This window comes from Runella sp. CRIBMP, from assembly GCF_009905605.1.
Lineage (GTDB): Bacteria > Bacteroidota > Bacteroidia > Cytophagales > Spirosomataceae > Runella.
Genome location: NZ_JAAAKZ010000009.1, coordinates 19,027 through 38,674, shown reverse-complemented (window position 1 = coordinate 38,674; position 19,648 = coordinate 19,027). Strand labels below are relative to the sequence as shown.

Annotated in this window: 21 protein-coding genes and 2 tRNA genes; 8 read left to right on the top strand and 15 right to left on the bottom strand. The window is 45.1% G+C overall.

Annotated elements, in window-relative coordinates; genetic code table 11:
- Nucleotides 1–11 precede the first annotated feature (11 nt).
- Entirely contained in the window at nucleotides 12–131 is a 120-nt protein-coding gene (locus GVN20_RS30150) for a type II toxin-antitoxin system RelE/ParE family toxin (protein ID WP_206023329.1), read from the bottom strand.
- 128 nt (nucleotides 132–259) lie between these two features.
- The gene (locus GVN20_RS19600) at nucleotides 260–415 is read right to left on the bottom strand and encodes a hypothetical protein (RefSeq protein ID WP_166559976.1); all 156 of its coding nucleotides are present in this window, start codon (nucleotides 413–415) and stop codon (nucleotides 260–262) included.
- A gap of 314 nt (nucleotides 416–729) precedes the next feature.
- On the opposite strand from GVN20_RS19600, the gene GVN20_RS19595 reads away from it, so the two are divergent.
- Complete coding sequence (locus GVN20_RS19595; RefSeq protein WP_166559975.1) at nucleotides 730–2,103, top strand: S41 family peptidase; 1,374 nt, start codon at nucleotides 730–732, stop codon at nucleotides 2,101–2,103.
- Nucleotides 2,104–2,180: 77 nt separating this feature from the next.
- Nucleotides 2,181–2,906, top strand: coding sequence for a DUF1080 domain-containing protein (locus GVN20_RS19590; protein WP_166559974.1), 726 nt, complete (start codon nucleotides 2,181–2,183; stop codon nucleotides 2,904–2,906).
- Here the strand turns inward: GVN20_RS19590 and GVN20_RS19585 are convergent.
- The 3 genes from GVN20_RS19585 to GVN20_RS19575 form a co-directional block, all read right to left on the bottom strand.
- A complete protein-coding gene (locus GVN20_RS19585; RefSeq protein ID WP_166559973.1) occupies nucleotides 2,893–3,444 on the bottom strand; it encodes a DUF2911 domain-containing protein in 552 nt (183 codons plus the stop codon). The genes GVN20_RS19590 and GVN20_RS19585 overlap by 14 nt on opposite strands.
- Nucleotides 3,445–3,620: 176 nt before the next feature.
- On the bottom strand, nucleotides 3,621–4,976 hold the full coding sequence (locus tag GVN20_RS19580; protein WP_166559972.1) for a M20/M25/M40 family metallo-hydrolase: 1,356 nt from the start codon (nucleotides 4,974–4,976) through the stop codon (nucleotides 3,621–3,623).
- Nucleotides 4,977–5,009: 33 nt separating this feature from the next.
- Nucleotides 5,010–6,317 (bottom strand): DUF3472 domain-containing protein, encoded by a 1,308-nt coding sequence (locus GVN20_RS19575; protein ID WP_166559971.1) that lies wholly within the window; start codon nucleotides 6,315–6,317, stop codon nucleotides 5,010–5,012.
- Nucleotides 6,318–6,549: 232 nt separating this feature from the next.
- On the opposite strand from GVN20_RS19575, the gene GVN20_RS19570 reads away from it, so the two are divergent.
- From GVN20_RS19570 to GVN20_RS19560, 3 genes are all read left to right on the top strand, one after another.
- Nucleotides 6,550–7,554: an NAD(P)/FAD-dependent oxidoreductase gene (locus tag GVN20_RS19570; RefSeq protein WP_166559970.1), complete on the top strand. Its 1,005-nt coding sequence runs from the start codon at nucleotides 6,550–6,552 to the stop codon at nucleotides 7,552–7,554.
- Between the two features lie 22 nt (nucleotides 7,555–7,576).
- Complete coding sequence (locus GVN20_RS19565) at nucleotides 7,577–7,897, top strand: 2Fe-2S iron-sulfur cluster-binding protein (RefSeq protein WP_166559969.1); 321 nt, start codon at nucleotides 7,577–7,579, stop codon at nucleotides 7,895–7,897.
- A gap of 303 nt (nucleotides 7,898–8,200) precedes the next feature.
- Complete coding sequence (locus GVN20_RS19560; RefSeq protein WP_206023324.1) at nucleotides 8,201–8,512, top strand: hypothetical protein; 312 nt, start codon at nucleotides 8,201–8,203, stop codon at nucleotides 8,510–8,512.
- A 98-nt stretch (nucleotides 8,513–8,610) separates the two neighbouring features.
- Here GVN20_RS19560 and GVN20_RS19555 read toward each other — a convergent pair whose 3' ends face one another.
- From GVN20_RS19555 to GVN20_RS19535, 5 genes are all read right to left on the bottom strand, one after another.
- Entirely contained in the window at nucleotides 8,611–9,849 is a 1,239-nt protein-coding gene (locus GVN20_RS19555; protein WP_166559968.1) for a thioredoxin family protein, read from the bottom strand.
- 222 nt (nucleotides 9,850–10,071) lie between these two features.
- A complete protein-coding gene (locus GVN20_RS19550) occupies nucleotides 10,072–12,267 on the bottom strand; it encodes a penicillin-binding transpeptidase domain-containing protein (RefSeq protein ID WP_166559967.1) in 2,196 nt (731 codons plus the stop codon).
- A 35-nt stretch (nucleotides 12,268–12,302) separates the two neighbouring features.
- Nucleotides 12,303–12,689, bottom strand: a complete 387-nt coding sequence (locus GVN20_RS19545) for an FtsL-like putative cell division protein (RefSeq protein ID WP_166559966.1) — start codon at nucleotides 12,687–12,689, stop codon at nucleotides 12,303–12,305.
- Nucleotides 12,690–12,735: 46 nt separating this feature from the next.
- Nucleotides 12,736–13,638: a 16S rRNA (cytosine(1402)-N(4))-methyltransferase RsmH gene (gene rsmH, locus GVN20_RS19540; protein WP_166559965.1), complete on the bottom strand. Its 903-nt coding sequence runs from the start codon at nucleotides 13,636–13,638 to the stop codon at nucleotides 12,736–12,738.
- Nucleotides 13,639–14,070: 432 nt separating this feature from the next.
- The gene (locus GVN20_RS19535) at nucleotides 14,071–14,238 is read right to left on the bottom strand and encodes a hypothetical protein (protein WP_166559964.1); all 168 of its coding nucleotides are present in this window, start codon (nucleotides 14,236–14,238) and stop codon (nucleotides 14,071–14,073) included.
- Nucleotides 14,239–14,346: 108 nt separating this feature from the next.
- On the opposite strand from GVN20_RS19535, the gene GVN20_RS19530 reads away from it, so the two are divergent.
- Together GVN20_RS19530 and GVN20_RS19525 are read left to right on the top strand one after the other, a co-directional pair.
- The gene (locus GVN20_RS19530; protein WP_166559963.1) at nucleotides 14,347–15,324 is read left to right on the top strand and encodes a YafY family protein; all 978 of its coding nucleotides are present in this window, start codon (nucleotides 14,347–14,349) and stop codon (nucleotides 15,322–15,324) included.
- A gap of 174 nt (nucleotides 15,325–15,498) precedes the next feature.
- Nucleotides 15,499–16,110, top strand: a complete 612-nt coding sequence (locus GVN20_RS19525) for a hypothetical protein (protein ID WP_166559962.1) — start codon at nucleotides 15,499–15,501, stop codon at nucleotides 16,108–16,110.
- 203 nt (nucleotides 16,111–16,313) lie between these two features.
- Here GVN20_RS19525 and GVN20_RS19520 read toward each other — a convergent pair.
- Nucleotides 16,314–16,387: transfer RNA gene (locus GVN20_RS19520), tRNA-Pro, on the bottom strand.
- A 62-nt stretch (nucleotides 16,388–16,449) separates the two neighbouring features.
- Nucleotides 16,450–16,911, bottom strand: a complete 462-nt coding sequence (locus tag GVN20_RS19515) for a winged helix-turn-helix domain-containing protein (protein ID WP_310586833.1) — start codon at nucleotides 16,909–16,911, stop codon at nucleotides 16,450–16,452.
- A gap of 73 nt (nucleotides 16,912–16,984) precedes the next feature.
- Between GVN20_RS19515 and GVN20_RS19510 the strand changes: the two genes are divergently transcribed.
- Nucleotides 16,985–17,056 (top strand) — tRNA-Glu (locus GVN20_RS19510).
- Between the two features lie 218 nt (nucleotides 17,057–17,274).
- Here the strand turns inward: GVN20_RS19510 and GVN20_RS30145 are convergent.
- From GVN20_RS30145 to GVN20_RS19500, 3 genes are all read right to left on the bottom strand, one after another.
- Nucleotides 17,275–17,394, bottom strand: coding sequence for a hypothetical protein (locus tag GVN20_RS30145; RefSeq protein ID WP_409033844.1), 120 nt, complete (start codon nucleotides 17,392–17,394; stop codon nucleotides 17,275–17,277).
- Nucleotides 17,395–17,861: 467 nt separating this feature from the next.
- Entirely contained in the window at nucleotides 17,862–18,452 is a 591-nt protein-coding gene (locus tag GVN20_RS19505) for a tRNA-(ms[2]io[6]A)-hydroxylase (RefSeq protein ID WP_166559961.1), read from the bottom strand.
- A 108-nt stretch (nucleotides 18,453–18,560) separates the two neighbouring features.
- Nucleotides 18,561–19,511, bottom strand: coding sequence for a threonine/serine dehydratase (locus tag GVN20_RS19500; protein WP_166559960.1), 951 nt, complete (start codon nucleotides 19,509–19,511; stop codon nucleotides 18,561–18,563).
- Nucleotides 19,512–19,648 lie beyond the last annotated feature (137 nt).

Below are 19,648 nucleotides of genomic sequence, written 5' to 3'. Positions count from 1 at the left end.
GTGTTTCTTGTTTAATAAATTTCTTTTCGATCACCTACATCCAAAATATCGACAATTCTGACTTTGTCTTTTATATGGTAGATAATGCGATAATTGCCTTGTCTGATTCGATATGCTGCTCTGCCTTCCAATTTCTTAAAGCCGACAGGACGTGGACTAACGGCTAAATCAAGAATACCTTTTTTATTCTCGAATAATCAGGCTCGTTATATCTTTTCAATTTGTTTTGCAACTCGTTTACTGATAAGTACCTGATACATTAAGATTTCTTTTTGCGTTTTGCTTCAATTTGCTCGAAAACAGACTCTGCCGGCAGAAAACTGTCTTCTCCCTTTGCAATGCGTCGCATGGCTTTATCGTAGGCCGAAATATCTTCAATGTCTTCTTCGCTGAAGTTCTCAGTTTTGACTCTCATTTTCTTGAGTAATTGCATTATTAAACGATACTCTTCTTCGTTAGCTGGTTTCACCAATATCGCGCCCATGCCCTTGTTTTTTTCGCAAAGTTAGCTTTTTGTCAATAGTTTAATAACAATATTCGCGCTACAATATTTTATTAGGACAAAATGGCAGTGAAACAAAAATGCGCTGACAGGTTGCCAATGCACAGCCAGAGTATGTTTTTTGATATATAAAGATAGAAAACGTCGCTGTACTGTGCTTTCAGTAGGGATTGGCAATACAGAACTTATTATGTACGCATACACCAAAAAACAGCGAAATTTTCATTATGAAACAAGGCGTAGGGATAAGTATTGTTCTTTTTTTCAGTATTCATTGTCTGGGCTTTGCCCAATCTGACTGTACCTGTCTTTCTTCTTTAGATTCTCTGAGTCATAAAATTAGTCTCAATTATGCAGGGTATGAAGATAAAGTCAACGAGAAAACGAGGAATCATTACGAGCGTATGGTTCAGGAGCTACGTGCATTGGCCTCTAAATCTCCCAGTCGGCGTGCGTGTTTTGAACTGTTGGCGCGTTATGTCAATTTTTTTGAGGATAAACATTTGCAAATCGGTGATTACAACCCAGATGATTTTACGCGTATATATGAACCCTTTACTGAGAAAGACGCCCGGCAACTGCTCAGGAATGCTTCCGCTGAAAGCCCCGAAGGCATTTGGATTGAGCCTTCTGGAGAAAAAAAAGTGGCAATCTTAAAAGACGGAAAACGCTCAGGGGCCTTTAAAGCATTGGTGATTGAAAGCAGTGATCCCAACTTCAAACCCGGGCAGTTGTATTATCGACTACAAAACAGAGGGGGTTTTTATGAGGTCGAATCGTTTGGGAGTGCCCTACTCAGCGCCAAAAGCCGCGGGAAACATTACAAAAACCTATTTTATAACTACGGTCCCTGGATGCGGCAGTATCCTCATCAGCCCAACTTGGCCGAGCAACGGGAATTTGAGGCATGGAAAAATAACGGCAAGGGCCTGATGTGCTACAAAATGACCGACAGTGTGGTTTTTCTCAAAATCCCAACCTTTGGTATGCAGGGGAATCAGCTGGAAAATTTTATAAACAAATATGACTCGCTTATTCGTGCTACCCCTTATTTAATTGTAGATGTACGCCACAACGGAGGCGGGAACATTGGAATGGAACTACTGTTGCCTTACTTGTGTTCGGAGCCGTTTGTAGTCAAAGGGGGCTTGATGAAGTCGTCCGAAGATAACAACCGGGCGTTTGAGTCTGATTATGCAGGTGACACAGTACTGGTCAGAAGACTTCGTCAGAATTTGGGCAAACTCGTTTCTCAACCCGACCTTTCATTACAGTATGAACCGCTGCCCAATCCAAAAAAGGTGGTTATACTTCAAAATGATCAGTGCGGTAGCGCGACCGAATATTCTCTTCAAATTGTCAAAAATTTTAAGAAAGTAACGACAATGGGTGGATTTACGATGGGAATGATGGACTACGGAGATTTACGAGGCCCAGCTGATCTGCCCTGTCGGGACTTTAAATGTGTGATTCCCATGGTAAAATCTCCTTGGACTGACACGGAGCCAATTGATCGAACGGGCATTAAGCCAGAAGTACGAATTCTGTTGCCGGAATACGAATGGCCAGCTCGGGCAGTGGAATATTTGCAGGGGAATTAATCGGTTTACACTGAAAAAGAAAGTAGTTGAAACCCCTAAAATCCTTCTATAAGCCAAACCACAAAACGCCTTCTACCATGTTAAAACAAACCGTTTCTATTCTATTTTTAATACTTTCTGCCGCTTTTGCCAACGCCCAATCTCCCAACACGCTTTCGGCACAGGAGAAAAGAGAAGGCTGGCAACTGCTTTTCAACGGCAAAGACGTCAGCGGGTGGCATTCTTACGGGGCCAAGGGCATTGGCTCGGCATGGATTGTGGAGCAGGGCGCGTTAAAACTGAACGTTCCCCAACGCGCGGGCAACAAAGCACCCAACGGCGGCGATATTGTAAGCGAAGTGCCAATCACGGGAGATTTTGAATTTAAGGCCGATTGGAAAGTAAGTCCGTTGGCCAACAGTGGTATTTTCTTTTTTGTCAAAGAAGCCGCTCAATACAAAAATATGCACGATACGGGGCTGGAATTGCAGGTACTTGACGATAAAATTTACGAAGGAGCAGCGGAGAATAAACACCGAGCAGGCGATTTTTTTGGTGTTGCCAACGCCCGCATCCGAGAAATAAACCCCGTGGGCGAATGGAATTCGGTGGTGTTTAGCGTTCGCAAAAAGAAATTGACCGTAACGCTCAACGGTTTTGTGGTGCAAGAACACGATTTGACAAGCGCCGATTGGAAGCAGCGCGTGGCAGGAAGCGGATTAAAAAACGCCCCGATTGCTCAGGGCGTCTTTACTGGATTGTTGGGCTTGCAGGATTGGGGCAGCACGGTTTGGTACCGCAATCTCAAACTCAGAAAGTTATAGGCACTTCCACGATGGTATTGTCCCAGCCCATGCGCATGATGGCGTCGGTGCCTTTGGGGAATTGGATGGAAAAATGCTCAATCGGAGCCTCTGTAGATTTCTTTGCCGGCACCGTAAAGCGTGCCACATCGTTGGCCTCCTTGTATTTAAACGCCCCCCAGTAATCGAGGTCAGAATTCAGGATGATGGTCCACTCGTTTTCTCCGGGGATAGTGAAGAGCGAATACGTACCCGCTTTTACTTTTTTGCCTTGAATGGTGGCGTCTTGATAAAACTTAATCTCGGTGTTTTCGTTGGCACCCGTCCGCCATACTTTACCGTAAGGGATTAATTTGCCAAATACTTCACGGCCATTTTTGGCGGGGCGACTGTAAGTGACACGCACGAGGGCTTTTTCTCCATCTTTGCGGTCGTGGGCAAAATGGTCAGGGAAATAAGCATAATCCAAAGCACTTTTGTCAACGGCTCTGAAACCCTGTGCGTAGGCTCCCAATGCGAGTAAACTTAACAGGCAATAAATGAGGCTGGTCTTTTTCATTGTATTTGTGAGAATTAAGTGGTTTTAGGTTTGTGTATACGTGTGAGAGTGATGTGTGTGGGGTTACTCATAACCTCGAATAAAAAGGTTCTCAAACCTTTGATTTACTGAATGACAATTTATGATGCCTTGCCAGAAGCGGTCGCCGTTTTGAGAAACGGCAACCGCTTCCAATGCTACCGCATACTTGGGCGGGGCAACACAGGCAGGCTTTCGTGACCTTCTTCGCCCACAGCTTGCACCGCAAAAAAGTAATTGTCTTTGGAATAGGGCAAGGTTAGGCCGTTTTTGTCCGTAAAAAACTTCTTTTGCCAAAACGGCATGTGCGTTTCGCGCATGAGCACGTAGTAGCCTTTCACTTTGCCAGCTTTGGGTGTTTGCCAAAAAAGAGAGGTAGTATTGGTGAGATTGCGGGCTTCGAGCGTCACGTTTTGGGGCATGGCGGGTGCTTTGGATAAGTTGGCCAGCGACGCTAAATTGAGGCAAGTGTTTTTGCGCAAGTACTCAAAATCCATGTTTTTGGCGTAGTCACCGTATTCTACGCCTTTTTCAGTGCGCAAATCCTGGTGTTGGTTGTTGAAATTCTCGTTCATTTCGGTGATGCGTACCGCCGCAAAATCACGATTGACAAACGGCGTATGGTCGCCGCCGCGCAGGTAACGATCGTTGCGGTAGATAAGCCGCACTTCCAGATTGTCGACGTACCGTTCGCCCACTTCTTTTACGTAACGGGCCAATGTACGGGCCTTTCCGTCGTTTTCGGCCCCGTATTGCCGAACGCCCGCCGCGCGTTTGTCGGTCTCAAAGCCCGATAGACCTTCGCTAAAAATTCGGATTTTGGTGTTGTCAATCAAGCGGGTGTCGGGGCTGTGGTTGGAGCCCATAATGTCGTTGTTGAGCAATGCTTCTAGGTTCCATTTTTCGTTTACGGCGCGCTCGGCCAAATGGTTAGCCCCCAATAGACCTTGCTCTTCTCCGCTTACGGCCACAAAAATAATGGTGGCTGGAAATGAGTATTTGCTCATCACACGCGCCAATTCAATCACGGCTGCCGTGCCGCTGCCGTCGTCGTTGGCCCCGGGGGCGTCAGATTCGCGATTGCTGACGTTGCTTACGCGGCTGTCAATGTGCCCGCTGACCATGAAAATACGGTCGTCGTTGGGGTCGGTACCTTTGAGGGTGGCCATTACGTTGCCGATTTCCTGCGGTTGATCCACACGCCGTCCGTCGGGTTGGAGCATCCATGTATCAATGGTGGCCGTCATGCGCCCGCCCGATTGTTTGGCAAATTCATTGAAACGACTCAGTACCCATTTTCGGGCCGCGCCAATCCCGCGTTTGGGGTCGGTGACGGTACTCATGGTGTGGCGAGTGCCAAAGCTAACGAGCTTGTCGATGTGACTGCGCAGGCTGTCGGGCGAGACCTCCGCCAGCATGGCCGAAATTATTGGGTCGCGCTGAATGACCTGTTGAGCAAAACCATTCAATGCAAAAAGGGTGCAGAATAGGATGAAGGTAGTCGTTCTTTTCATACGGTTTGATTAGAAGGTTGATGATAAAGTAACTTACGGCAATGCCGAAAAGTTAATCGTCGGAATTCGATTTGCGGCATCTCTCCTAAATGTGCCGTCGAGCGGGACAAAATCGTTGAAAAAACCGCAGTTGCGCAGGTAAAAGCTGCCATTGGAAAGACCGCCCGCGTAGTCTTTCCGGTAGTTTTTGCGGGCGGTGTTATCGCCAGTAAATTTGGCTTCGGTGAGTTCTTTCCATTGTCCTGCCGTGGTACGGACCCATTGATTGCTGTACAGTCCCATTCGGCTAGTGTTACCCGTTTCAGGTATGAAATTTTCCAGAAATGAGTGCAATGATTTTAAATACGTAGACGTTTTGGGGCGTTTGAAACTTGCAATCAATCGCCATATATTTTCTTCTGGTGCAAAAAAGTAAGCTGTATAAATAGTGTAATTGTCGGCCGTAGGCTTGCCTTGGAGCAAAAATTTGTAGGTGTTTCCCGCCTTCCAGTTGTATTTCAGGTAGCTCTGTCCGCCTGCGCCTTCGTTGCCAAATTCGCCCGTGTAGACATCGGCCCCTTTTTTGAGCATCACTATTTTTTGTTCGTCGGGAATGGCGTTGGGGTTGTCGGTTTCGAAGGGGCTCCACACCGAAAACAAAATCCGCCGCTCGGTGGGAGAATTGACCTGAATGCCAAAATATCCTTCCTTAAAACCATTGGCCATAAAATAAGAACCCATGACGTCCTGGCCTTGGGGAATGGTAAGTTCGTTGTAAAACCATTCAATGTCTTCATTAGCAGGCAGGGGGTAATTCAAGTGGACGGATGGGCCACGGCGTCCCCAATAAAAATATTCGCCCACGTTGTTTTTCACAAAAACGGTTTCGGCATTGACAGCGCTACCGCTCACACTGATGCTTTGTGCCGCACCAAACGTGGCCCCTGTTTTAGAAATTCCTTGTAAATCAATGCTTAAATAGCCTGGTTCTTTGATTGCCCATTCGCCAACAAAATATTCGTGCGTTCCTTCTGAAGCAATCATAACGGGTAGCGTTTTGCCAGCTACCGTAACGGCGGCTCTGCTTTCTCCGTTGGCCGTAATCATGACGGAGACCTTCAACTTTCCTGCCTGATTTACCCTCAAAAATGTTCGACAAACTGTGGAGGGATTATTCCATAGCTCAAACCCATTTTTAGTTATCTTCTCCGATTTAGTGGCGCTGATGAGCCACGCATTTCCACCGATGGGGATAGTTTGTTTATTGGCTTCGTGTCCGTTGGGAATGGTTTGCGAAGTAACCCGGCAACTGATGAAGAAGACTGCAATGATAAAACAAATGATTTTAGAGGAAGAAGTCATCAGGGAAGGAGTTGGTTTTAGTTCTTGCAAAGAAAGGCTGTTTGTCGATAAAACTAATGGGCTTAAATTTCCCATTACGTATCATTATAACCATTGGTTATAAAAGATAGGTTTTTATGATTGGCGCATGAATCAAGTATAATTTACTTTTGGGCACAAATCAAGAAACAAAGCACAAAAAGCGATTAGATAATTTCTTATTGGTTAAACGCACAAATAATTACCAAAGGTTATGATTACAACAGATATATGCATCATTGGCGCGGGTCCCGTTGGCTTGTTCAGTGTGTTTGAAGCAGGTTTATTGAAAATGCGGTGTCATCTGATTGATGCCTTGCCGCAAATAGGCGGACAGCTGTCAGAAATTTATCCCCAAAAGCCCATTTATGACATTCCTGGATATCCCACCATCAAGGCGCAGGAGTTGGTGGATAATCTAATGCTGCAAATTGCCCCCTTCAACCCTAGTTTCACCTTGGGAGAACGGGTAGAAACCATTGATAAACAAGAAGATGGCTCAATGATTGTCAAGACGTCGGATGCAACCGAAGTGCATTGTCAGGTGGTGGTCATTGCGGGCGGATTGGGGTGCTTTGAGCCCCGCAAACCAGAGATTGCTGGTTTGGAGCATTTTGAAGGGAAAGGCGTAGCTTACATGGTGAAAAATCCCGAAAAATTCAGAAACAAAGAAATTGTCATTGCGGGCGGTGGCGACTCAGCGTTGGACTGGACGGCGTATCTGGCCGACATTGCCAAGACCACCACTCTGATTCATCGCAGCGATACGTTCAGAGGAGCGCCCGACTCAGCCGAAAAAGTGTTTGCGTTGGCCGAGCAGGGTAAGATTAACCTCATTTTACAATCAAATGTAGTGAGTTTGAACGGCAATGGGCACCTGAAAGAAGTGGTGGTGACGGGCAAAGACAAAAATAGCTATACGGTACCTTCCGACTATTTTATTCCGCTGTTTGGCTTGAGTCCCAAACTTGGGCCGATTGCCGAGTGGGGTCTGAACATCAATAAATCAGCGATTGAAGTAAACACTTTGGACTATTCCACCAATGTAGAGCGTATCTATGCAATTGGCGACATCAACACTTATCCTGGCAAACTCAAACTCATTTTGACGGGCTTTCATGAAGCGGCTATGATGTGCCAAAGCGCCTTCAAATTTGTGTATCCCAACCAACACCTCAGTTTTAAATATACGACGGTCAACGGAGTGAACGCTTTTTAACTACCTTACAGATACCACAAAAATGATACAATTCACCATAGAAGATAGAAGAGGAGAGCGTCAAACGCTCGAAATTCCCGAAGGCATCGGCTTAAATTTAATGGAAGTCTTAAAGGCCTCTGAGTACAACATCTTGGCTACTTGCGGTGGCATGGCGCTGTGCGCTACCTGTCACGTCGAAATTTTGGACGGTGGCGATAGCCTGACTCCCGTCAGCGACGCCGAACTGGATATTTTGGACACCCTGCCATCGGCCACTTCTTGCAGCCGTTTGGCGTGTCAGTTACGCGTGGATGAAACCATGCTAGGCACTACTTTCAAGATTCGCGGCGAAGAGCATTAATACTTAACAATATCTATCGTCTTATCTCCTTCATAGCCAAGCTGTGAAGGAGTATTTTTTTATGCCTATTTTTTAAAATATATTCTAAAATTAATCAATGTAAGTATTTCATTATCAGCTTGTATTGTGGGTTATGTAAAATACTTTTTAAAATTGTTCATAATGCCTGCTACGTTGGTTGTTTTAATCGTATATACGTCTTAACATGTTTTTAACAAGCAGTGTGTGGTGACGTCAAAACCTGCCTGTGTTAAAGAGCCTGTTTTTGTAAATCTTTCCACTCATTATAAACGCTATCCAACAATGAAGGCATTACTAAAAAACCTCGTACCAGTTCTTTTGATGACGATTGGAATGACAATTAACGGCTACTCGGCCAGCTCTGGCTCAGGAAGAACTTCGACGTCAACAATGACTCCCGCGCAAGCGGAGGCAATGATGAAACGCTTGGAGGAAATTAAAGCAATGGAACCCGACAATTTGACCCGCAGCGAGCGCAAAGCCGTGCGGAAAGAAGTAAAGGAAATCAAAAAAGCAATGGCAAGCTACAACGGTGTTTATCTTTCTGTGGGTGCCATTATTATCATCGTTTTATTACTGATTTTGATTCTTTAATCAAAACCTGCTACGGTGTTATTCACCAGTTTAAGCTTCCAAACAAAAGCGTCGCCATGATTTGATGGCGACGCTTTTGTTTGGAAGAATGGGCAAGTTTAGTTGCACTTTGCCAACTGGTCGGCGTAAGGTTTTGTATCAATCTTGGCGGCCTTCGCAATCGTCAGAGCTTCCTGAGCAGCCTTTTTGCCTTCGGCTTTTTTTCCAGTTTTGAGATAGGCTTTTGACAAATCATTGTACAAGTCGGCCAGCTTATCTTTGGTATGATTGGCGTTGGAGGTTTTAAATAATTTAGCCCCGTCGTTTACCCACAAAATCAAAGAAGGTACGTAAGAGTTTTCGGTGGCTTTTTCGTTGAAAAGACGAACAATGTAGGAGTAATCCAGAAAGTCCATCGTCGCAATTTTACGATACTCGTTGAAACGGGCAGTGGCGGCTGGGGTATTTTTTTCGCGAAAATGCGCTTCCAGTTCCTTCAACAGGGTGCGTGGAGCAACGACTTTGGCGGGGTTGCCGAGTTTAATCATAGCTTCCCGCATGGCCACCACTTCCGCCGCCTTGAGGCTGTTGGTACGCGGCCCATAAAGTGTGTTGTAAATGATGGCTTCGGCGGCGTCTTTGACCGCTTTTGGATTTTCGGCATTATTGTATTTCTGATATTTGGGCAGGTTGGCAAAAAAATGTTTGGCCAGCGGGTTCTGGAAGTCGTTGATTAACCGTGAAATAATGTAAAAACCGTTGGCGCTTTCCATGTCGGCGGGTTTGGTGAGCAACTTGGCAAAATCGTTACCGATTTGACTCTGGCGCGTTATGTCTTTGGTGGCTTTGGCATATTTGCCGTAATTGACCAAAAACTCCAGTCCGCGTTCGCCTTTAGCGTAGCGGGCGGCGTAGTTGCTCGTGCGCAGCGTAGGGGTAAGGGCTTCGTTGCCGTGTTTAATGACTTCGGTAATAAATTCGGCGCGGTTGGGACGCTCAGCAGGGGCCGCTTGGTGAATCAATTGGCCGTTTGCATCAAAAAAGAAAAGCAGCGGAAATTCGGGATAAGTAATGCCTTTTTGCAGTTGTAATTCCTTAGAAATGGGCGAATTGGCTTCTATCTTACTGCTCACAAAGGCAGGGTTGAAAAACTCACCAACTTTTTTTTCTTGTAATACGGGGGCCAATGCCGCGCAGTGAGGGCAACCGTTGAGGTAGACTTCCACCATCAACAGCTTGTTTTGTTGACGGGCCAAGTTGACCAATTGTTGAAAATTACCTTCTTCAAATTTGATACCCTGACTCAAAACTGGAAAAAACAAAAGGGAAAAAACAAAGGAAAACAACGTAGATTTCATGAGAATAGAATAAATAATAAAATGTGTTTTGGCTGACATGCACAGGTATAAAACATCGGGCATTGCCAATGAGCCAGAAAATTAACGGATTTATATCAAATAACGTACCTTCGATACCGATTCACAGACTAAGAATAGCCATCTCACACGTACTTTACTTGTTGCGTTTGCCAATCTTCGGAATGGCTCATGTTTGTTTTACTTGGGAAAAAGAGGCTATAACTATCGCAACGTCAAAATATAAGTACCCCCTTCATATTCGTATTCTGCCACTTTCCCTTTTCCCTTGTATGCCACTTTAAAACCGTGATTTTCGAGCAAATAAAGGGCATCGCGGAGCGACATTCCTTTCAAATTGGGCAATTTATTAGGGTCGGCATCGCGGCTTTCCCATTTTACACCGTCCTTGTCTTTTTTGGCTTCTACCCATCCGTTGACATTCACCGGCGACTCAATGTCCATTTCTTCGGCCACCACCCGCAGGTCATCAGCATGACCCGCCCGCAGCTGACGCGACATTTCGGAATTCTTATTTTGTTGTTTCGGAATCGGTGGGTGCATGTTGATGTCATACCCCACAATCCGGTCTACCACTTCCTTAAATACGGGGGCGGCCACGCTGCCCGCGTAAAGTTGCTCCATGCTGAATCCCCTCGGGCTATCAACCACCACCAACACCGAATAACGAGGAGCATCGGCGGGAAAATAGCCGATAAACGATGTATTGTACAACCCTGGCACGTAGCGGCCATTTACGAGTTTTTGAGCCGTACCCGTTTTTCCCGCAATTTTGTAAAACGGATTTTTGATATTCGTGGCCGTTCCGTGCTCCACCACTCCTTCCAACATTTTTCGAGCATTGCGCAAAGAGTTTTCGGACGCAATGCGCTCTTCACTGCGGAATGGCACCATTTCTTGCACAATTTGATCAGCCTGTTTTATCTGCTTGACTAGCATCGGGCGCACCCAGTAGCCATCATTGGCAACGGCATTGTAAAATGAAAGCATCTGCAAAGGCGTCAACTCTGACTCATAACCGTAGCTCATGTACGTCAGCGAGGTCTTGCTCCAGCGTTTATCGGATGGAATCCTAACGCGGGGGGCTGGCTCTCCTTTCATCTGAATGCCCGTAGGCTCACGCAGGTGAAAGCGCTTCAGATAACCCACATATTTATCAGGTTTTGTGTAAAAATAATCTTTCATCACCAAGTGAACACCCACGTTTGAGGATTTTTCAAACACCTGCTGCGCCGTGATACTGCCGTGTCCTACGCGTTTCGTATCCCGAATGATAGCCGACTTGTAGGTCGCAATTCCATTGCCAGTATGGTACATGCGTTTGGGCGACATCCCTTCTTCCAAAGCCGCCAACATAGAGGCCAATTTAAAGGTAGAACCGGGGTTTCCCAACCCTGCGAGGGCGTGATTATAGGTTTCGCGGTAGCTTGAATCGGTATCTCGAGAGAGGTTGGCAATGGCCCGAATCTCACCCGTTTGGACCTCCATCACAATCACACAACCATAAGCTGCATTATAACTACGGAGCGTATTGCGAAGTGCCGTTTCGGCAATGTCCTGAAAATTAACGTCGATGGTAGTGTGTAAGTCGTAACCGTTGGTTGGTTGCAGTCCATCTTCGTCTTCGTTAGGCATAAATGTCTGATCATCAAGGACTCGGTACAGCCCTACCCCCGGGGTCCCTGCCAATCGCTTTTCAAAACTAGCTTCCAGTCCTACCAATCCACGCCGGGTCTTTTTGTCAAGATAGCCAATGGTACGCTCCGCCAATGAACCGAAAGGATTATAACGCTCGTAGGTAATCATCAATTTTCCACCCCGACTGCGCCCTGTAGAGGAAAAACGGCGGAAAAATGGCCAGCCTCTCCAAGTGGCCTTTTCGGTTGTGCCGTCCTTTTTTTTGACAATTCCTTTAAATTCTTGCCCCAAAATAATGCTGTACTCACGGTAAGTAACTTTACGTTTAAGCAGTCGAATATTACGGTTTCCACGCCGCTCGTTCCGCTCAAATTCGTGTCGGGCAAAGAGTAATTCTTTTACATAACTCTCGGCCGTCCGTTGCCCAAAAGTCTTGGCCAAAAGCGTTCCCAACGAGTCGACCCGGGTGTAGAAATACACGCTGTCGGCCACTGTAGGGTCGATAGAAACCTCAAAATAGGGCAACGATGTCGCCATCAGACTACCATCATTGGAGTAAATATTGCCGCGCATCGCGGGAATGGTATCCACGCGAACGGTTTTGGACATGTATTCAATCCAAGGTTTTCCCTTGTAAAGATCGTAGTGTTGAATATAAAAAATGCGGTAAATAACCAGCGCCCCAAGGATAATAAGCCCAATGGCTACTACCCAAGAACGCTGCAAAATATCGTCACGAATATTTCCAGTTTTGCCTCTCATAGTTAGGGTTAATTAACGATACAAATGCCAATGGCTTACTTTTTCACTTCAATACGCTGGGGCGTTTTTCGGCTTTCCGACAAGCCCATTTTGGCCACTTTAGGAGCCAATTCTGATTGTTTACCCATTTTCATATAATTGGCTTTCAGAATGGTGTAGGCGGCCCGATAGTTATTGACTTCTTCGGTTGCTTTTCGAAGTTGCCGCATTTGTCGTTCGGCATTGATGCGAAAAAAAATCACAATAAGCCCTAACAAAAGTAAATAGAGGGTTCCGTCGAGGTATCTAACGGGAAATTCGCGTCCGCCAATCCACTTTTCAACTTGGAACCATTGCCCAAGCCAACTCAACACTCGGCTCTTGCTGCGAACGGCGCGCGCGGTACGCTTTTGGTTTTGGGCTTTTAAGACATTGATGGCCATAGGTCAAATGTTTTGCTGATGACTGTTATAACTACTACTTGATGACTTACAATTTTTCTGCGATACGCAGTTTTGCGCTGCGTGCGCGGGAGTTTTGGGCAATCTCTTCGGCTGATGCTTCGATAGGTTTACGCGTGACCGACTGCAAGGGTTTGAGGTCGTTGCCAAATAAATCTTTTTCTACTTCTCCGTAAAACTTGCCTTTGCCGATAAAATTTTTCACCAAGCGGTCTTCTAGCGAATGATACGACATCACCACCAACCGTCCTTTGACCTTGAGAACTTCTGCCGATTGCGTCAAAAAATCCTGCAAAGCGCCCATTTCGTCATTTACTTCAATGCGCAACGCCTGAAATACTTGCGCAAAATATTTGTTTTCTTTTCCTCTCGGCACGCAGCGTTGGAGACTTGCTTTCAAATCATTCACGGTTTCGAGCGGTCCGTTGGCACGGGCTGCCACTACCGCCAACGCCGCCGTTTTGGCATTTTGTAACTCACCATACATGCCAAAAATACGGTGTAATTCTTCGGCCGAATAGCCATTAACAATATCCCGGGCCGAGACGCCACCACGTGGGTTCATTCGCATGTCTAAATTGGCTTCAAAGCGCGTCGAAAAGCCGCGCTCCGGCGTGTCAAACTGATGCGACGAAACCCCCAAATCACCCAAAATTCCATCCACTTGCTTAACGCCGTACAAGCGCAGGTATTTTTGAAGAAGACGAAAATTAGCATCCACAAACGTAAGACGCTTATCTTCAATCGCTTCGGCATTGGCCCGGGCGTCGGGATCTTGGTCAAAAGCAAACAGGCGGCCTTTGTCGCCGAGCTGCGCCAAAATGGCCTTAGAATGCCCTCCACCGCCAAACGTAACATCTACATAAACGCCATCGGGGCGAATTGCCAAACCTTCCAGACACTCTGCCAGTAATACAGGATTATGATACATTTTTTAATATTTAGTAGGGGCAAGCCTTACGTTTGCCCACAATAAGACTTGCGTTTGCCCAAAACATAGGCATATCCCCGACGCGAGTCAGTGAACAAACGCAAAATTAACGAACTTGATGAGATACGGGGCAGAGTTCGTCAAATTAACTGACGAACGAATTGGTAAAAAATAGTCACAGGGGGTAATGACAGTAATTTCTCGTATGGCAAAGATAGAAATTTGCCGAAAACAGGCACGAATTCCATACTTTCTTTTTTTGGGAAAAGAATCGGAGGGGTTCCGCCACCATCAGTTTTAATTAAACAGAATGTATGGTATAGAGTGTGTGCCATAACCTGCGTTTTATAGCCCAAAACCTTCTCCGCACATCCAGTAGGAGCAGTAAGACAAAAACCAATCTCCTGTTAATTTAGAAAATCACCCCCCCCTTCACCAATGACGTTTTACCCGTCCCGGCCGCCCCCTCAGAATGAATGCATCAGCAGTGCAATCCGTTGATACAAAGTCGTCTAAATGATACAAAGCTTCGGCTTGTTGACGAGTTGCTTCGAACGGAAATAAATCGAAAATAGTGGCGACGGTAGGTGTTGTTGTCATAATGATGCAAGGCCTTTGGTTGGTTAGGCAGTTACAAAAATGTCAGGTTAATGTAAGGTACAAAACCTCATATATATCTTTGTTTCTTTTGAAAATAATGTTGTTAAAATGGGGCAAAAACAAAGTGCAGATACGAAACTCAAAGCGATTCTCGCAATTCATAAATACCTCCGTACTGGCAACGCTTATAGCGGAGAGGAATTAGCGACCATTTGTAAGACCGACAAAAGAACAATTGTGGATTATGTACCCTTTATGCGAAAACATCTCAAAGCAGAGATTTTGTCGAGTCGCTATTATGGCTACAAATACAACCCCGAAAAGCACTACTCTATTCTGGCAGGCCTAGATGATACTGAATTGGATACACTCAATGAACTTCTGGCCGTAATTCGACAATTACAACATACAAAAGAGTTGAGGGGATTAGAAAGAATTTTATTGGCCTTGGAACGTCAGGTAGGAATAGTGAAAGGGAATCCAAATTCCCTGATTGAGTATGAAGAGGCCGAATTAGCGGGTCGGGAATATTTGGACAAACTTTATCAATTGATTCACCGTAAAGTCTTTATAAAGTTTTTATACAAGGGGTTTGAAATGTCCACCGCAACATGGATAGTAGCCTTTCCATTACAGTTACGAGAATTTAATAATCGCTGGTACTTAGTGGGGTGGGCCCATAGTAAGGATGAAACAAATATTATTCAGGCCTTCCCCATTGACCGTTTTCAATTGCCTCCTGCCGAAACGACTGAATCTTTTACTTGTCCAAAGGAAATGGACTTACGAGAACATTTCAAGAATATAATTGGAATAACTAATACCGGAAAACTTATAACTGTGAAGTTAAAATTTCATAGTCCAATACGTCTACAATATGCCATAACGAAAAAAATACATCCTTCACAGAGGTCTGAAATAGACCCTAATGACGGCAAAACAATTCTAATACTAGAAGTCGCTTGGAATAAAGAACTATTAACAAAAATCCTCGGATTTGGATCTGATGTAGAAGTTTTAGAACCTTTCGATCTGAGACAAAAAATTATTACAAAGTTGGAACAGGCATTGCAAAGGTACAGATAGGCTTGTTGTTGAGGTACACAGTAGTATTTTCACAAATAGAGAGTAGATTGATTACCACCTACTAATAATTTCCACTTCAACGTTCTTTCAAGCATAATTTTCAGCATTTATTATACACCGAAACCCTGCAATAAACGCCCTAAAATACCGTTTAATCCCCCAAAAAAGGGACTCATGAAAAAAACTGTGTTGTGTTTTGGCATTATAACCGCCATTGCTCTTTTGGGAATATGCCTTAGTTTATTTGTCCTTAATGACCCACTCTCCAGGCTATTTCGTACAAACACCGAAAGTGCGTTAAATCAGTACCTGAAAAAGATGAGTGTTCGAGCAGAAAATCGCACCCTTACCCGTGGCGATAAAATCATTATCAAAACCTTGACCCACTGTGGTATTGTGGCCGCTTACCCTATATACCCTGAAGCAGCGCGAATAATTTACCATTTACTACACGGCAAAGGAACACCCTATCAGATTCCTTCTTCCTATTTTGAAGATTCACCTTATTTGCAAAACGAAATTTCGAAACGAGGGATTGGGAATTTTGGACCCATTGGACTGCGACAGCATCAAGATTGGCGGCTTTCGTTGGCCTTCAATCCCTATTATTTACGAATCACCAAAGACAGTGTAGAAGTTTATCATCCCAACATGGCCTGCCTGACTAGCCATAAAATCGTCACTACCGTTCCATTGGGGCGTCTCAACGTAAGAGTGCATGATAACCTTTTAACCCCATTTCAAACCCCTTATTATTGTTTTGCCAAATGGAGACGCAAGGATTAGTTCTGACATCGCATCGAAAATTTAAACGCCTCCCTTTTATTAAATACCACCTTTGGAGACAAAAATTCGTGCTAAGTTGATATAAATACACAATACTTCTATTCGACGCACTCTTGTTTACACCCTCAAATTGTTTAAACCATGTTTAAACCAAAGAAAAAAGCACTTACAACTTTTAGTCGTAAGTGCTTGATTTTCAGATGTCGGGATAGCGGGATTTGAACCCACGACCCCTTGCCCCCCAGACAAGTACACTACCTGGCTGTGCTATATCCCGATTCGTGGGTGCAAAAGTAGAAAATTTTCTTTAAGTGTCAAGACAAACCTTAATAGAAAAATTCAATCAGTATTAAGTTGCTTTGTTTCTTCTTCCAAAAAAAACTGAAACCGCTGTCTCAATCGATGATAAAAAGCAATCAGTTCACGGGCTTCTTTCGTAATAACAGCCCCTCCCCCTTTTTCGCCTCCGGTCTGGGTCAGTACAAGAGGGCGGCTTGATTGAGCATTAAGAGAGTTGACCATCTCCCACGCTTTTTTGTAAGACATTCCCATTTGCTTTGCCGCTCGATTAATTGAACCCATTTCATCAATGTATTCCAAAAGCTCTACTCTACCAGGTCCTAAGAACCGCTCTTCGGCACTTTCTATCCACAAACTTCCCTTTACGCTAAAATTAAGGTCTTTCAATAAATGTTTTATCGACGCTTCCATACATATCAAAACTATTTCAAAAATATTTTCCATCCAAAAGTACTGATTATCAGCACTAGAAAATATTTCTTTGAAAAAATATTCATTCAACTGTTGACACTATCAAAAATAAACGTACCTTTGCACCACGTTTCACCCACGCAGCGAATATATGGAACCAGTCGGCCCATTCGTCTAGCGGTTAGGACACGACCCTTTCACGGTTGAAACAGGGGTTCGATTCCCCTATGGGTCACACAATCGCTCTGCGGAAACGCTAAATGCCTCAAAACCAAGTGTTTTGGGGCATTTTACTTTTAAGCCTCCCCGAAACGTACTGTGATTTTATTGATCAGTGAATAAATATACAAATTTTGTGATTTGAAGCCCCCAACTCTTTTTTACGAATAACTCTTTGAGAATCTGATTGTCCATCGCTAAGTCCGCTAATATTTTTTTCAACCGACTATTCTCTTATTCCAGCTCTTTCAAGTGTTTTACATCAGAAGATTCCATGCCTCCATACCTGCTTTTCAAATTATAGAATATAGCCTCAGAAATCTCATTCTGACGATAAATCTCCTTGGAGGGGATACCGTTCTCCTATTGTTTAAAGCTAGAGACTACCTGTATTTCGGTAAACTTCGTTTTTTTTTCATAGCAGTTCAACATTAATTAAAATTATATAATATCTAATTTTAAACTGTCTGCATTACAGGGATACTTACGAATACGCGGTATCTACAACGGTACTTTAACGCTAGAAATACAACAATTGATTGAGGATAAACCCTCAACGAAGAAAAACCAAACCCCTGCGTGCGCATATTTCGCCGAGTGTCCGCTACCAATCTCCCACTGTCCGTATACGGACAAAAAAAGATTTCCACTTTGCTGACAATCAACAACTTAACGCATTGGCACTAAGTTTGAAGTTATTTATTTATCTCCTATATACAGCCATAGAGAAATGAAATAGTAGTTTAGGTTAAGAAAACAGAAAGCACCCGAGTCCTACTTGGGTGCTTTTTTATGGGGGTACCATTTTCTAAAATCCATGCTCAGTGCATTCGGTCGCCGCGTAGGTCGAGGGTTTTCATGATGTGGGCTTCGGCGGCGAGGAGTTCTTTCCAACGAGCACGTACTTTTTCGGCGGGTAGGTATTCTTCGGCGAGTTCGATAAAATTGCGATAGTGCCCCGCTTCCGAGACCATCAGCTCGTGGTAAAATGTCCGCAAGCTTTCGTCGGCAATGTGCAGAGAAAGAAGTTTAAATCGCTCGCAGCTACGGGCTTCAATCAGCGCACACACCAGCAGGCGGTCGAGAAACACTTCGTCACGGTCACCTTTTTTCTTTACGATTTCTTGCAATCGGTTTACGTATTCGTCTTTGCGGGCGCGTCCGAGTTTATACCCGCGTTTATGAAGTTCTTTGAGCACCATTCGAAAATGCGCCCATTCTTCGGCCACCACGGGCGTCATCACTTCAACAAGTTTTTCTTTTTCTGGAAAATGCACAATCATCGAAATACAGGCCGACGCGGCTTTTTGCTCACAGTATGCATGGTCTACCAGAATTTGTTCCAGCTGCATTTCCGCAATATTGACCCAACGCGGGTCGGTGGGAAGTTCGAGTCCGAGCGTGGTTATCATTTAACAGTTAACAGTTATCATTCAACATTTATCAGTGTATGGTCTCTGTGGCTCTTTGCTTCTCTGTGGTTTATTTATTAACCTCGGAGAGAAGCAGAGACACAGAGGTTAATTGCTACCAAAGGGCAATTTACCTAAGTCGACATTACCACCGGTGAGGATGATGCCTACTTTTTTACCTTCAAAACGTTCTTTGTGGCGGAGCAAGGCCGCAAATGGTACCGCACAAGAAGGTTCAATAATGATTTTCATACGTTCCCAAATCAGGCGCATGGCAGCGATGATTTCGGGGTCACTTACGAGTAGAATATCCCTTACATGCAGCCGGATGATTTCGAGGGTTTTATCGCCCAAATTCGTCAGCAGGCCGTCGGCAATGGTATCAATGTAAGGCGCTTTTTCGATATTTCCAGTCTTAAAAGAAAGTACGGCATCGGCCGCGCCTTCTGGCTCGCCCGCAATAATTTCGGTTTTGGGTGCCAGATAATGCGCTGCCAGCGCGGTTCCGCTCAGCAGTCCTCCACCACCTACGGGTGCCATAATCACATCAAAAGGGCCGTGGTCCTCGATAAGTTCTTTGGTGGCAGTGGCTTGGCCAGCAATAACCCGATAATCATTGAACGGGTGAATCATGGTAGCCCCGTGCTCGGCAATGACCCGCTCTACGGTGCTTTCGCGGGCTTCAAGCGTAGGCTCACACTCAATCACTTCGGCCCCATAGCCGCGTACGGCATCTTTTTTCACCTGAGGCGCCGTGCGAGGCATCACAATGTAGGCTTTGGTTCCGACCAACCCCGCCGCGTAGGCAATGGCCTGGGCATGGTTGCCCGAAGAGTGGGTGGTGACTCCATTCTTAAGTTCTTCGGGCGTCAGCGACAGAACGGCATTGACCCCGCCCCGGGCCTTAAATGCCCCAATTTTTTGAAAATTTTCGCATTTAAAATATAAATCAGCCCCACTGACACGGTTCAAAGTTTGGCAGGTCAGCGTGGGCGTATGGTGAATGTAGGGCCGAATGCGGTCGTGAGCCGCCGTGATAATGGATAGAGTTGGAATCATTTTGCTGAGTTTTGGAAGCGAATATGGTACAAAATGTCGAATTTCGACAAAACAACTCATTTTTTTTCCATCTTTACCCCTGAGCAAATGTACGTAAGCCGCGCCCCCAGAAGCGCCTGAACTGAAATCCAGTTTGG